A 14,414-nucleotide genomic window follows, 5' to 3' on the forward strand; every position below is an offset into this window, starting at 1 on the left:
TATTTTTACTTATAGTTTTGTTTGATATGTCGAATTTTTATTGTATTTTTGTGCCACAAAAGAAATAGATAATGGCATATCAAAGATTGGATAAACTGGACAAACAGATTCTTCGTCTCATCGCTGCAGACGCAAGGATACCGTTCCTCGAGGTGGCTCGCGCATGCAATGTAAGCGGCGCCGCCATCCATCAGCGTATACAGAAGTTGACTAACCTGGGCATTCTCAAGGGCTCGCACTTTGTCATCGACCCTGAGAAAATAGGTTACGAAACATGTGCTTACATAGGTCTTAACCTCAAAAACCCGGAAAAGTTCGATTCCGTGGTGGAAGAGTTGAGGAAGATTCCGGAGGTAGTGGAATGCCACTATACCACCGGTGACTTTGACTTGTTTATTAAAATATACGCTTTCAACAACCATCATCTGCTCAACATCATCCACGACAAGTTGCAGCCGCTGGGCCTTTCACGCAGTGAGACAATCATTTCGTTCAACACGTCGATAGACCGCCAGCTGCCGATAGTTGACATTCCTGTCATTGACCAGGATGATATGATGGACCGGAATATCTGACACAGCATGCCGGCGTCAGTATGTTGATGCGTCGGCAGCGGTGTATTGGCACCACAGAACCCCGTTTGCTGCATTGCCGTCGGCTTCGTCTTGTTATGGCGGATGCCTTCACTCAATGCCGCAAACGGGGTTTTCCTTGTTTCGTTGGCTGCGGGTTACGGTCGTGGCTTGGCTTTGCTGCGCCATGGCCGCGGCATCCGTGGCCGTTGGCTTCATGCTTTCTGCCTTTGCCTGTGGCCCCGTTGGCCTTTCACCGGCGGTGGTGTGGCGGTGGCGGAGGGGGTGTTGGCTTTCCCGGCGGCTTTGGTCTTCCGGGCTTCTTTGGTGGCTTGGGCTTCTTGTGATGCCTGTGGTGGTGACGCCCTTCATCCATTGAGTAATGGTAACGGTGGGGCGGCCGTGTTATGCATGACGCTGTGCTGAAGCACAATAGTGTCGCCAATGCAATGTAAGCTATGTGTCTCATCATAATCAAACAGTTTTTTTTATTATGACGGATGCTGCACTTGGCGGTTTAACCTGCGCTTTTTAATCTATGTATTTTTAGCTTTTGGCTACCTGTGCAGGCGGTTTTCAAGACATTGCCAAACCCTTTTTGTCATTTGTTTGCATTTCTTTCATAGTCAACGAAAGCATAGTTGAACGCATGCTTCTCGTCGGCCGTGTGTTCTTCGCGTGCCACTTCATGCCATCCTTCGTATTCAGGGAAGAAGGCGTCGGCCCCTTCCGGGCAGTCGTCGACCTCGGTAAGGCATAGGCGGTCGGCTATTCCCATGGCTTGCCCGTAGACACTTGCGCCACCGATTACGTAGAGGTCTTCGTCTGGCTGGCAGTGGGCCAGGGCCTCGGCAAGCGACGCATAGCAGTCGCATCCGGGCAGATGGCTCACCGTTCGGCTCAGCACCACGTTGCGCCGGTTGGGCAACGCCCCCTTCGGGAGCGACAGATAAGTGTTGCGCCCCATTATTATGGTGTGCCCGGTTGTCAGCGCCTTAAACCTCTTGATGTCGTTGGGAAGCCAGTAAATCAGCTTGTTGTCTTTGCCTATGGCCCTGTTTCGGGCCACGGCGGCAATGATGTTTATTCTCATTTCAGTTCAGGTTGTGTTGCGTTATACAGACACTTCGGCCTTGATATGCGGCCATGGGTCATAGCCTTCGAGGCTGAAGTCTTCGTAAGTGAAGTCGAATATGCTCTTGACATCGGGGTTGATTGCCATCCGTGGCAGCTTGCGCGGGGTGCGGGTAAGCTGGAGCCGTGCCTGGTCAAGGTGGTTAAGGTAGAGGTGTGTGTCGCCCGTGGTGTGGATAAACTCGCCCGGTTGCAGTCCGGTCACTTGCGCCATCATCTGCAGCAGCAGTGCATATGAGGCGATGTTGAACGGAACTCCGAGGAAGGTATCGGCCGAACGCTGGTACAGTTGCAGGCTCAGTCGCCCTTCGGCCACGTAGAATTGGAACATGGTATGGCAGGGAGGAAGGGCCATGCTGTCTACTTCGGCCACGTTCCATGCGCTCACTATCATGCGGCGAGAGTCGGGCGTGCGCCTGATTTGGTCGACAACGTTGGCTATCTGGTCTATCGTGCCCCCCTGGTAGTCGGGCCACGAGCGCCATTCATGGCCGTAGATGGGGCCGAGTTCGCCGTTTTCGTCGGCCCATTCGTCCCATATGCTCACCCCATGGTCGTGGAGGTATTTCACGTTTGTGTCGCCGCGCAGGAACCAAAGCAGTTCGTAGATGATTGACTTGAGGTGCAGTTTCTTTGTGGTGAGCAGCGGGAAGCCCTCTGCCATGTCGAATCTCATCTGGTGGCCGAACACACTCAGCGTTCCGGTGCCGGTGCGGTCGCTCTTGCGCGTGCCTTCGTTGAGGATGCGGTTGAGCAGTTCTAAGTATTGTTTCATTTCTGTTTGTATTGTTCAAATGATTATTGCCGGCGCCCGTCATTCATCATGTCGGTGCATATCACGGCCGGTCGCGAGTCGTCGCCGGGCGCGTGCGAGCTTTTTATCCGCCACTCCTGCGGGTACAGGTTGTTGGCCCTTGGGCCAATGTTCTTGGCGAATCCCAGCGGCGCGCCGCCGTAGGTAATGAGCGTGAAGCCCCGTGGCGTGCCCTCGGGCAGTTGCAGCTGTTCCTTTCGGAGGTAGGCTATGGCCTGGCTGTATGGCAGTTCGGCGCGCGTGAACGCCCCGGGCCGCAGTGCGGCAGACAGGGCGAGCGACTGTGCCGGGATGATGTCTCTGCCCTTTATGGTGCCTATGGTCACCCCGGCATGCACAATGCGCAGCGTGCGCGCCGCCGTCTCATAGTGGGCGGCCATGCGCTTGGGTATGGCGACTATGCTGTCGGCCGGCGTGAAGAAGTCGAAATCCTCCGGCTTTTCAATCCATCCGGTGTACTCGGCCGCCCGGTTGCGGGCGCCCTGCCGGTTTTGCCTGCGGCGCTGCGGCGCTGCGGCAGACAGCCTTTCGCCCCGTTTGCGCATCACGGCCATGAAGAGTCCTTCGCCCGTGGTGACGCCCGGGATGAACCGGTAGACCGGCCCTGCCAGGCAATCGGACAGCGACCCCGTGATGGCCCAGGCCGCATCGGTGGACACCGGCAGCAGTTCGGCCCCGAGACTGGAGCATATCCACGCCACGTTCTGCTCGTTTTCCTTGGCGTTGAACGTGCATGTAGAGTATATCAGCAGGCCTCCCGGGCGCAGGCACTGCCAGGCGTCGGCCACTATCTGGCGTTGCAGGGCGGCGCAACGCTCCACGTTTTGCGGGCTCCACTCGCCAATGGCGCCCTCGTCTTTGCGGAACATGCCTTCGCCGGAGCATGGCACATCGCACAGCACCACGTCGAACTCCAGCCCCGAGCGGGCATAGTCGGCAGGCATGCTGTTGGTGACCACTACCTCGGGGCGCCCCCATTTCTGCATGTTCTCGGCCAGAATCTGGGCCCGTTGGCGCACAGGTTCGTTGCAAAACAGCACGCTTCCGTCGGGCAGCGCGCCGAGGGCGGCCGTCGACTTGCCGCCCGGGGCTGCGCAAAGGTCGAGCATCAGCGAGGCATCGGCCACATGTTGGCTTATCACGTGGTGCAGGAACATCGACGACGCCTCCTGTACGTAATACCAGCCGGCATGGAGCAGGGGATCGAACGTGAAGGCGGGCCTGCCCTGCAGATACCATCCGTCGGTGCACCAGCCCACAGGCCGGGCACCATCGGGGCTGGCGTGGCACTTGGCCCTGTTGATGCGTATGCTCACAGGAGGCTCGTCGGCGAGCCCCCGCAGCAGCTTTCCGTAGAGCTCGTCGCCCATAAGGCTTCGAGTATATTGTGTAAATGAGTCGGGCAGAGTCATTGTTTGCTTGTTTGCGGATGCAAAATTAGAAAAAAAATCGCATCTTTGCAACTTCCGGGGGTGACGATGCGTCAAACCGATGTAACATACAACAAAATACGATATATGAAGAAGTATCTCATAGCATTGGCAATTGCCGCATCCACTTTGTGCGGCAATGCAGTCTCGGCGCAACCGTCCGCCGTGGCGCAGCATGTGAAGGTAAGCGTCACGCAGGCAAGCGACACCACCGGCATTGAGGCCTATTCGGACACTACGGCAGCCGACTCGGACTATGTGCCGCAGCAAGCCACCTACAGCGTGAACATGGATTCCGACAGCTTCGACAGCGCTTTGCGCGACATGATTGAAAGCAGTACCGACCTGTTCGGAGTGTTCTCCATACTGCTGCTGCTCTTTGTGCTGGCCCCCGCCGTCATTCTCGGCCTGCTGTTTTATTTCATCTACAAGATACGCAAGCAGAAAGTGAGGCTTGCCGAGATGGCCATGGAAAAGGGGCAGCCCATACCCGGAGGCATAGTGCGCGAGGGCCTGGAGCCGGCCGAACAGGTTTGGCGCAATGGAATAAAGAATGTGTCGATTGGCCTTGGCCTGTGCTGCCTGTTCGGGATAATGAATTATGAACTTTGCATAGGCTTGGCTATCCTCCTCACCTTCTATGGCGTGGGGCAGATGGTGATAGCCCGCACGTCGGCATCGAAGAAAGGGCGTGACTGCAGCGACGGAGACATGAACTCAACGCAAGACAACTGACCATGAGCCTGCAGCCCAATGACACATACCTTGTGGCCCGTGTGGCTGTGATGCACGACAAGAAGGCTTTCGACGCCCTTGTCTGCAAATACCAGTCGAGGCTCCGCCGTTTCTTCCTGAGCCAGACGCTGGGCGACAGCCAGCTCAGCGACGACCTGGCGCAAGACACGTTTGTCAAGGCGTATGTGGGCATATCGGGCTTCAGGGGCATGTCGTCGTTCTCTACCTGGCTGTTCAGGATAGCGTGGCGCGTGCTCTACGACTACGCCAGGTCGCACAGGCCGACGGCCGACATCGACGGTTGTGCCGCCATGGCAGCCCGCGGCATCGAGCCCGACGGGGCGTTGGGGATGGATGTGTATGAGGCTCTGGCCCGGCTGAAACCGGCCGAGAGGGCTTGCGTTACGCTGCAACTGATTGACGGGCAGACCGTAGACAAGATTGCAAGCATCACCGGCATGCCGGCCAACACGGTGAAGTCGCACCTTAAGAGGGGAAAGGACAGGCTGGCGGATTATTTAAGACAGAATGGATATGACAAATAATGACGATAAGCTTTTAGAGAAATTCTTCAGCGAGGCGGCCCGCACGGAGATTGCCGACGGGGGCTTCAGCCGTAGGGTGATGCGCAGCCTGCCCGACCGCACGCTGCTGAAGGCCCGTCTGTGGACGGCTTTCTGCCTGGCATTGGGAGTGGTGATGGCTGTCGGTTTCCGTGTCTGGCACGAGGCGGCCGTGTGGCTTGCCGGAGCCGTGCGCACGATAGTGGCGGCCGATTTGCAATGGCACCACGTGGCACACCTGCTTGTTGCCATGGCTGTGGTGATGGCCTTGCTAATCAAAGAGGTAATGGACAGGGAGCGCTCGTGGTGGTGACAGGCCGGCGGGGCGCATCCGGCAGAATCCGATAAGGCCCGTTCGGACTTGCAAAACAGGCCGTTTTGCAAGCCCGAACGGGCCGTTTTGTGTTGTAATACGGGCCGTTTTGAAACCGCAGTCCGGCATTTTCCGTAAGTGGCTGGATGCCAAAGGAATAGCCGGTTGGATGATATGGCTTGCCCAAGTCGGGGCGGTGCGGCGCATTTGCTACTGAAACCGGATGGCCGGGGCATTGGTTCCAGACAGGTTGCACTGCTGCACCGATTGTTCTCGGCGGGTCCGCAGCCCTGACGCTGTTGCCGTCAAGGGTTGTGGCCGTGCGTAGGGCATGCGGTTGCGGCGTGGCGTTTGTCCATTGCCGGTTTGGCTTCATGTGCCTACCACGGCGTCCATTCCGGCTCGGCCGGGGCCTGGTTTTCGGCCGGTTTGGGCTTTGGCGGGTTCTTCAGGTTGCCTTTTTCGTCGAACATGCCGTAGGTGGTGCGCAGCACGATGAACTCCGTGCGGCGGTTGAGCTGGTTGCATATCTCCTGCTCCTCGGGCTTCAGCTTCTTTATGAAGTCTTCGGTCAGCACGTCGCCCTCCTTCAGGAAGGTGTACGTCTCGGTCAGTTTCTTCCTTATGGTCTTCGGCTTCTCCTTGCCGTAGCCCACAGGCGAGAGCCTGTCTGCGGCAATGCCGTGCTCCACCAGGTAGTTTACCACGCTCTCGGCGCGCTTCTGCGACAGCACCTTGTTGTATTCCACGGCACCGCGGTAGTCGCAGTGTGCGCTCAGCTCTATGGTGACGTTGGGGTTCTCGTTGAGCAGTTTTATCAGTTCGTCGAGCGCTTTGGTCGACTCGGGCCGCAGCGTGGCCTTGTCGAAGTCGTAGAAGATGTTGTCTATCAGCACCGGGGCGGTGATTGAGGCCAGCGGGAACTGGAGCACATACTCGGTCGACTCGGTCACCGGTTCAACCCTCAACTGCTCCTTGTGGTTTAGGAATCCCTTGCATGTGCCGAGCAATACGTAGTCTACTCCCGGGCGTATCTCTTGCGTGAACGAGCCGTCGCCCTTGACGCTGAGCTTCAGGTTGGTGCCGTCATTGCCCACCATGTAGACCACGGCTTGCGGCAGTTCGTAGCCTTCCTGCTCGTAAACCCATCCTTTCACCGTCTGTATTATCTCGGGATTGACGAAACTGTAGATGTGGTCCCAGCCCTTGGCGTCGCCTCGGTTCGACGAGAAGTATCCCCGGTTGTGCAGTCCCTCGAAGGTCATGCCGAAGTCGTCGCCCTGCGAGTTGAGCGGGTATCCCGGGTGCTCAATGTGCCACGTGCCCCCCACGGAGTCGGGCTTGGCTATGAAGATGTCGAGTCCTCCCATGCCGGGATGCCCGTCGGACGAGAAATATAGGTCGCCGTTTGGCCTGAATGTCGGGAACATCTCGTCGCCCTCGGTGTTTATAGGCTCGCCCAGGTTTTCCACCCCGCCCACTCCGGCGGCCGTCAGCCTGACGCGCCAGATGTCGAGTCCGCCCATTCCTCCGGGCATGTCGCTCGTGAAGTAGAGCCATTCGCCGTCGGGCGACACGGCCGGGTGGGCGTAGCTCGACAGCGTGTCCTTGGTAAGTTCGAGCGTGGTCGACTTGCCCCACGACGCGTCGGAGCGCGTCGACGTGCATATCGTGGCGTATCGCGGGTATTGCGGGTCGGTGGTGCACTGCGTCAGGTACATCGTCTTGCCGTCGGGGCTGAATGAGCATGCGCCTTCGTCAAACTCCGAGTTCAGCTCGGTGTCTATGTCTTGCGGCTTGGTCCACTTGCCGTTCTCGTCTTTGGTCGACACGAAAATGTCGCCGTTCTTCGTGCCGGTGATGCCGCTCAGTTCGTCGCCTTTCACCTCGGTGCGCGTCGATGTGAAGTACAGCTGGTCGTTGTTGTCGCCCGCCAGCATCGGCGAGTAGTCGGCGCGGCGCGAGTTGAAGAAGTTTTCGCGCTTCACTGTGTACTGCGAGCCTTGCTCTTTCCATTCTGGTGCCATGCGCGCAGCTTTCAGTCCGTTGGCGGCGAGCCTGTTGCCGGGCAGGCTGTCGAGCGCGGCCTGGAAGTTTTTTGCCGCTTCCTTGTAGCTGCCCGCCTTCATTTGCTGTTGCGCCAGCCTTAGGTGCGTCATGCTGTCGGCTTGGTTGTAGCGTATGGCATTGTTGTATGCGGCTATTGCTCTCTGCGTGTAGTTGATGCGCCGGTAGCACTCGGCGAGCTTCAGTGCGCGCTGTCCGCGGGTTGCCCTCTCCTTCGGCGCGGTGGCAGAATATGCTTTCTTGTATTGGTTTGCGGCGTCGTAGTATTCGCCAAGCGCGAAAAACTTGTCGCCTTTCTTCATGTGTGAGTCTGCGCCACACCCCACAAGGAGTGTGGCCACGACAATGATTGATGCTATGGTCGATGTGTATCGCATGTCATTATAATAACGCAAATCGCGGCTTATTATTATAATGATGTGGCGAAATGGGCTTTGGGGGGCGGCAAAAACGGATTGCGGAGCTACGAAACAGCCCCGTCTGCCGCATTGTGGCAGACGGGGCTGTTGGTTGCTTATGTCATTGTTGGGCAGGAGGCTTGGCCGCGAACGGCAACCTGAAGGTGCACCCCTCTCTCCATCGGCTGCACCCGTAGGCTGTTTTCCCTTTTATTATCGTGCCTTTTCCGCACGTTGGGCAGGGGCGTCCGATGATGTTGTCGTCGGGCTTGAGGCCCGTTGCGGCTTTCTTCTGTGGGGCGGGCGCCTTGGGCTTCGGCGCCTGGGCCACCTTCGGGGCCATCTTTTTCTTCATGTCTTCGTCTGTCATTACGCTCACGCGGCGGTTGCTGTTGTCAGAGAGCACATCGTTGACGATGCTGCCAATCTGCTGTTTCAGCTCCTCGATGAACTGCCCCGCGTCATATTTCTTGTGCTCGATGTCGCGCAGTTTCTTCTCCCAGATGCCCGTGAGTTCGCAACTTTTGAGCAGCTCTTCCTTTATCGTGTCAATCAGTTCCACACCTGTTGGCGTGGCAATGAGGTTTTTTCGTTCGCGCTTTATGTAGTGCCTCTTGAACAGTGTCTCTATTATCCCGGCCCGCGACGACGGCCTTCCGATGCCGTTTTCTTTCAAGGCGGCCCGCAGTTCCTCGTCTTCAACGAACTTGCCTGCCGTCTCCATTGCCCGTAGCAGTGTCGCCTCGGTGTAGAATTTGGGCGGTGTGGTCCACTTTTCGGCCAGGCTCGGCGTGTGAGGGCCGCTCTCGCCGGCAACAAACTGCGGCAGGGTGCGCTCCTCGTCGTCGGCTTTTGCGTCGTCGTCGCTGCCAGCTTGCACATCCTTGGCATAGACGCAGCGCCACCCTTCGTCGAGTATTGTCTTGCCGGTGGCCTTGAACTCGATGTCTTCGACCTTGCCCATGACGGTGGTCGTGGCGAACTTGCAGTCCGGGTAGAACACGCTTATGAAGCGTCTCGCCACAAGGTCGTAGACGTGGCGCTCCATGTCGGTGAGGTTTAGCGCCGCCACGCTCGTGGGAATGATGGCATGGTGGTCTGTCACCTTGGATGAGTCGAACACTTTCTTCGACTTTTTCAGCGGCTTGCCTGCCAGCGGCCGGGTGAGCGTCTCGTAGCCCCTGAGCCCCGATAGCGTGGCCGCGCATTTCGGATATATGTCGTCGCTGAGGTACTGAGTGTCCACACGGGGGTATGTTGTCAGCTTCTTTTCGTAGAGAGATTGTATTGTGTTGAGGGTCAGTTCGGCGCTCATGCCGAACTTTTTGTTGCAGTCTACCTGCAAAGACGTAAGGTCGTAGAGGTGGGGAGGGGCTTCGGTGCCGTTCTTTTTCTGTACGTCGGTCACGGTGAAAGGCTTTCCTGTTATGGTGGCCAGAAACTGCTCGCCTTCTTCTTTCACCGTGAACTTGCCCTTGGTTGCGCTGAACACCGTCTCCCTGTAGGTGGTAGACAGTATCCAATAAGGCTCGGGCTTGAAGTTCTCTATCTCTTTCTGTCTGTTGACTATGAGCGCGAGAGTGGGGGTTTGAACCCGTCCGATGCTCAGCACCTGGCGGTTCTGGCCATACTTGAGCGTGTAGAGGCGTGTTGCATTCATGCCGAGAATCCAGTCGCCGATGGCTCTGCTCAGCCCGGCGAGGTAGAGTGGCTGGTAGTCGGATTGGTCTTTGAGCGACCTGAAGCCCTCGGTTATGGCCTCATCTGTCATGGATGAGATCCAGAGGCGCTTGACAGGGCACGTGGCCTTGGCTTTCTGCATCACCCATCTCTGTATCAACTCACCCTCCTGGCCGGCATCCCCGCAGTTGATGATGCCGTCGGCAGCCTGCATCAGGCGCTCTATCACGGCGAACTGCCGTTGTATTCGCTGGTCGTCTATCAGCTTGATGCCGAAGCGTTTCGGTATCATTGGCAGGGCGCTGAGGCTCCAGTGCTTCCACAGAGGGGTGTAGTCGTTCGGTTCCTTGAGCGTGCACAGGTGGCCGAAAGTCCATGTCACCTGATAGCCATTGCCCTCCATGTATCCTTCGTGGCCTGTCGTTGCCCCGAGGATTCGGGCAATGTCCTTGGCCACGCTTGGTTTCTCGGCTATGCAAACAATCATTGTCGTAATGTTGGATATGGTGTGTTAGATGATGGGCCATGGCGTCTTGGCTGCCGATGGCGTTCGTCCCGCATGGCGCTGTGGGCGCGGGCCGGGCCCGGTGGCATTGCCATTGTAAGGCACTGCCGGCTTGGCTGTGCTGCGCTTCGAGCCTTCCGGCATGTCAGGAAGCCGCCTGGTAAATGGTGGTCATGGCTGTTTGCGGTCTTGGTTTGGATGGAAGACCGCTGTGATTGGCGCCTGTCGGCGTTGCGTCAGTAGCCCCAGCTTTCGCCTACGAGTATGACTGTGTGGCGCTTGCCGGGCGAGTTGCGCAGGAAATGTATGTGGTTGCAGACGCATTCGGGCGAGTTGCAGTTGTGGCAAACCCCGTCTGTGTGGCACGGGGTCTTTATGTCGAAGCGCGCTGCATTGATGGGCGAGGCCGTCGACCTTGCCCTTGCCAGTGCGGCTTCGGCTGTCTGTGCCACTTTGTTCAGGCCGATTACGAATATCACGTGTTTAGGCCCGAACGTGATGGCGGCCACTCTGTTGCCGGTGCCATCGATGTTTACGATGACCCCATCCTCGCTTATGGCGTTGGCGCTTGACAGGTAGTAGTCGGCAGTGAAGGCCTTACGGTATATCTCTTGGGCCTCGTCACGGCTTGCGGCCAGGTCGCGATCCATGACGTCAAGGCTGTTCCTGGCGTGCAGCGCGGCCGGTATCCCCATGTCGCGCAGCGTCATTGAGCCTCCCCAGGTGACGCTGCTGCCGTCTGGTATCAATTCAACGACCTTTGATACGGCCTCTTTTGCGGTCGGGCAATAGTATGCTGACATGTTGCGGCGCTCCAGATGGCGTATCAGGTGTTGTGCCAATCGTTCGTTTCTTGATTCTTTCGGTGTCATGTGTGTTGGGATTTTGCTGGCTGCAAAGTTACTAATAATATTCCGAACGTGCAAGTGTCAGGTGTATACAAAAAGGCATCGGCAGCCGCTTGGTGTGTGTCCTGCGCGGCTGCCGATGTCGTTCAATAAGCTTCGTCTTGGGCTATCTCCTTCTTGTCTATTTTCTTTTTGTCGATGGAATGCCATGCATAGAATATGTATGCGAGCACGAATGGTATGAAGATGCTCACTATAGCCATGGTGCGGAGTGTGAACTCACTGCTGCACGAGTTTGCAATGGTGAGCGAACTCTGCAGGTCGGCCGTCGACGGATAGTAGGCCGTGTCGTTCCATCCAGCGCAGAGCAGCAGCGAGCAGACCGTTATCACGACGCCGATGCCCGTCGGCCAGATGCCCTTGATGTATGTCTTGGACACTATTGTGCGCACTATGCCGACGAGGACGAGCACGATGCCCACCACGAGGGCGGCGGCCACGTACCACATCGTGACGAGGTTGTTGAGGTACTTCATCGGTTCCATCGATATGACCCCTGTTGCCGGGTCGGCCGCGAAGCCGCTCTTGAGCAGCGTGCGCAGCAGGAAAGCTACGAAGAGCAGCACAAACGGGGCGCTGGCTGTGACGAGCTGGCGTCGCGAGCGCGAGCGTATGGCCTCGTCGTTGACATTGTTGATGAAGTAAAGCAGCCCGAGCACGCGGGCGAGGAAGAACACCGCGAAGGCCAATACCAGGTTCCACGGGTCGAGCAGGGCGTCGAGTCCGTGGCTGGCGTTGGCCCAGCTGCTGATGATTGGAGTCGGGCCGGTCACCAGGTTGTTTTTCTCCACAATGAAGTTTGAGCCGTTGAAGAATGTTGCCACGGCTCCTCCGAGCAGCAGCGGGCCCACAATGCCGTTGATGACCAGGAACCACTGGAAGGTGCGTGTGCCGAGAAAGTTGCCCAGTTTGTTTTGAAACTCATAGCTGACTGCCTGCAGCACAAACGAGAAGAGTATTATCATCCACAGCCAGTAGGCTCCGCCGAAGCTTGTGCTGTAGAACAGCGGGAACGATGCGAAGAACGCTCCGCCGAATGTTACGAGCGTCGTGAATGTGAACTCCCACTTCCGTCCGGTCGAGTTGACCAGCAGGCGGCGTTCCTCGTCGGTCTGTCCGACAGAGAAAAGCAGTGAGTTGCCGCCCTGCACAAAGAGCAGGAAGACGAGTATGGCCCCAAGCAATGAGACGAGGAACCACCAGTATTGTTGCAAAAATTCGTATGACATGATGTTCAATTCATAATTAGTGATTCATTAATGGCTATGTGCCTTGCTTTTTCTCCTGTAAACATGAGTGTGCCTTAAGGGCGCCCCGGCTTGCCGTTGGCCGGCAGTTCAGCCATGCCGCAGGCCGTTGCCGCTGGCTTATGCCCGGCTTGCGTCACCCTTCGCTCGTCTCCGGCCCCTTCTTGATTTGCTTGCACAGGATGTTGATTTCAACGGCCAGCAGTGTTGTAAAGAGGGCGAGGAAGATGAAGAACGTCACCATCACGTTTGCCGATCCAATGTCGCTGACGCCCACCCATGTCGGCATCATGTCCTGGATGGCCCATGGCTGGCGGCCCATTTCGGCCACTATCCATCCCGATTCGCTGGCTATGTAGCCCAGGGGCAGCAGTGCCAGTCCGGCCAGGTGAATCCATCGCGTGCGGGCCAAGTCCTTGCGGTAGGCGAAGAACAGCACCACGGCGAAGAACAGGATGAACAGCATGCCGAGTCCTACCATTATCCTGAAGGCATAGAAGCACACAGGTATGAAGGGCACGGCCTCCGACTTGTCCTTCAGGTAGCCGTAACCGAAGTATCTCATGTTTGCCTGCAGGTCTTTGCTCAGCTCGTCGCGGCGCTGGGCTTCGGCTGTGGTCAGGCCGTCGGCCCGTTCCTTGGCCTTCAGTTCGCGATACTCTTTCAGGCCCAGTATGGCTGCCTGTCCTTGCCTTATCTTCTCGTCTACCGAGAGCGCCGTCTCGCCGTTGGGCAGCGTGTATCCGCCATTCAGCAGATCGTTGACGCCAGGCACGAATCCGTCGGCGTCGCGTGTGGCCAGTAACGACAGCATCTTGGGTATGCCGATGCGCATCGGCGGTTCGCCGCCTGCGGCATAGTCGGGCTGTGCGAAGGGGTTGATGAGCGCTATGGCCGTTAGGCTCTGGCTTTGCCCGCCGTCGTAGAGGGCCTCCATGGCAGCCAGTTTCATTGGCTGTGTCTTGGCCACGCTGTATGCCGAGCCGTCGCCAGTGAATGCAGCCAGCAGCGATGCCACGAGGCCAACGATGCCGCCTATCTTTATGCTCTCGATTGCCATGGCCTGGTGGCGGCGGCGCATGAGGTAATAGCAGCTTACGGCCACGGTGAACAGGGCGCCTATGATCCATGCCGATGTCACCGTGTGGCAGAACTTGTCGACGGCCATCGGCGACAGGGCCACGTCGACAAACGAGGTCATTTCGTTGCGCATGGTGTCAGGGTTGAACGTGCAGCCCACGGGGTATTGCATCCATGAGTTGGCCACCAGTATCCACCAGGCCGACAGTGTGGCCCCGATGCCCGTGAGCCATGTGGCTGCCAGGTGGAACCCGGCGGACACTTTCTTCCACCCGAAGAACATCACTGCCACGAAGGTCGACTCCATGAAGAAAGCCACGATGCCCTCGATGGCCAGCGGCGCGCCGAAGATGTCGCCCACGAACCATGAGTAGTTGCTCCAGTTGGTTCCGAACTCGAATTCAAGTATTATGCCCGTTGCGACGCCCATTGCGAAGTTTACGCCGAACAGCCGCTGCCAGAAGCGGGCCGTGTCGCGCCAGAAAGCACTGCGCGTGCGGTAGTAGCACGTCTCCATGATGCCCATGATGACGGCCAGGCCCAGCGTGAGTGGCACGAAGAGCCAGTGGTAGATGGCTGTCAGTGCGAACTGCGCCCTTGCCCAGTCGATGGCCGCTGCATCTACATTCATAAGGATGTTTGTCATATTGTTTTGTTTTTGGGGGTTATGTCTGGTTATCGCGATGCCTCAGGGCCGGCGCCCCTGGTTATCATTTCGGTTGCCACGAAGTCGGCTTCGCCGCCCTTCTCAGTCTTCGTCTTGAGGAAGTCGGGGAAGAAGAACACCTTGAGCACGGCGAAGATGACAAACAGTTTTATCAGTATCACCGTCCAAAGCGTCTTGCCAATCGTCATGTTTCGGAACCCGTCGGCATACAAGTCATATATTCGGTATATGAGGCTTTGCTTGTTCATATCAGTATTGTTTATTTTGCAAATTTACATATTTATTTTCATAACGACGTCTT

13 protein-coding genes are annotated in these 14,414 nt (G+C 57.4%); 4 read left to right on the forward strand and 9 right to left on the reverse strand.

Annotated elements, in window-relative coordinates:
* Positions 1-71: 71 nt before the first annotated feature.
* On the forward strand, positions 72-575 hold the full coding sequence (locus H6B30_RS05030; RefSeq protein ID WP_205108541.1) for an Lrp/AsnC family transcriptional regulator: 504 nt from the start codon (positions 72-74) through the stop codon (positions 573-575).
* Positions 576-1,173: 598 nt separating this feature from the next.
* Here H6B30_RS05030 and H6B30_RS05035 read toward each other — a convergent pair.
* From H6B30_RS05035 to H6B30_RS05045, 3 genes are read right to left on the reverse strand one after another with little or no spacing between them, the layout of a single operon-like run.
* Entirely contained in the window at positions 1,174-1,665 is a 492-nt protein-coding gene (locus H6B30_RS05035; RefSeq protein WP_205108543.1) for a dihydrofolate reductase, read from the reverse strand.
* 21 nt (positions 1,666-1,686) lie between these two features.
* Positions 1,687-2,481, reverse strand: a complete 795-nt coding sequence (locus tag H6B30_RS05040) for a thymidylate synthase (protein ID WP_205108545.1) — start codon at positions 2,479-2,481, stop codon at positions 1,687-1,689.
* A gap of 23 nt (positions 2,482-2,504) precedes the next feature.
* Entirely contained in the window at positions 2,505-3,932 is a 1,428-nt protein-coding gene (locus H6B30_RS05045; RefSeq protein WP_205108547.1) for a methyltransferase RsmF C-terminal domain-like protein, read from the reverse strand.
* Between the two features lie 105 nt (positions 3,933-4,037).
* On the opposite strand from H6B30_RS05045, the gene H6B30_RS05050 reads away from it, so the two are divergent.
* The 3 genes from H6B30_RS05050 to H6B30_RS05060 are packed head-to-tail and all read left to right on the forward strand — an operon-like array spanning position 4,038 to position 5,561.
* Positions 4,038-4,685 (forward strand): DUF6249 domain-containing protein, encoded by a 648-nt coding sequence (locus H6B30_RS05050; RefSeq protein ID WP_205108549.1) that lies wholly within the window; start codon positions 4,038-4,040, stop codon positions 4,683-4,685.
* A gap of 2 nt (positions 4,686-4,687) precedes the next feature.
* Positions 4,688-5,230, forward strand: a complete 543-nt coding sequence (locus H6B30_RS05055) for an RNA polymerase sigma factor (protein ID WP_205108551.1) — start codon at positions 4,688-4,690, stop codon at positions 5,228-5,230.
* A complete protein-coding gene (locus H6B30_RS05060; RefSeq protein ID WP_205108553.1) occupies positions 5,220-5,561 on the forward strand; it encodes a DUF5056 domain-containing protein in 342 nt (113 codons plus the stop codon). The genes H6B30_RS05055 and H6B30_RS05060 overlap by 11 nt, the downstream gene beginning before the upstream one ends.
* A gap of 380 nt (positions 5,562-5,941) precedes the next feature.
* Here H6B30_RS05060 and porE read toward each other — a convergent pair whose 3' ends face one another.
* The 6 genes from porE to H6B30_RS05090 form a co-directional block, all read right to left on the reverse strand.
* Entirely contained in the window at positions 5,942-8,005 is a 2,064-nt protein-coding gene (gene porE, locus H6B30_RS05065) for a PorE family type IX secretion system protein (protein ID WP_205108650.1), read from the reverse strand.
* Between the two features lie 142 nt (positions 8,006-8,147).
* Entirely contained in the window at positions 8,148-10,193 is a 2,046-nt protein-coding gene (locus tag H6B30_RS05070) for a DNA topoisomerase 3 (protein ID WP_205108555.1), read from the reverse strand.
* 254 nt (positions 10,194-10,447) lie between these two features.
* Positions 10,448-11,083 (reverse strand): lactate utilization protein, encoded by a 636-nt coding sequence (locus H6B30_RS05075; protein ID WP_205108557.1) that lies wholly within the window; start codon positions 11,081-11,083, stop codon positions 10,448-10,450.
* 122 nt (positions 11,084-11,205) lie between these two features.
* On the reverse strand, positions 11,206-12,348 hold the full coding sequence (locus H6B30_RS05080) for a cytochrome d ubiquinol oxidase subunit II (RefSeq protein ID WP_205108559.1): 1,143 nt from the start codon (positions 12,346-12,348) through the stop codon (positions 11,206-11,208).
* A gap of 154 nt (positions 12,349-12,502) precedes the next feature.
* Positions 12,503-14,092, reverse strand: coding sequence for a cytochrome ubiquinol oxidase subunit I (locus H6B30_RS05085; RefSeq protein ID WP_205108560.1), 1,590 nt, complete (start codon positions 14,090-14,092; stop codon positions 12,503-12,505).
* A gap of 29 nt (positions 14,093-14,121) precedes the next feature.
* Positions 14,122-14,361 carry a DUF4492 domain-containing protein gene (locus H6B30_RS05090; RefSeq protein ID WP_205108562.1) on the reverse strand — a complete coding sequence of 80 codons (240 nt, stop codon included), beginning with the start codon at positions 14,359-14,361 and terminating at the stop codon, positions 14,122-14,124.
* Positions 14,362-14,414: the final 53 nt, after the last annotated feature.

The organism is Marseilla massiliensis, assembly GCF_016899955.1.
Lineage (GTDB): Bacteria > Bacteroidota > Bacteroidia > Bacteroidales > Bacteroidaceae > Prevotella > Prevotella intestinigallinarum.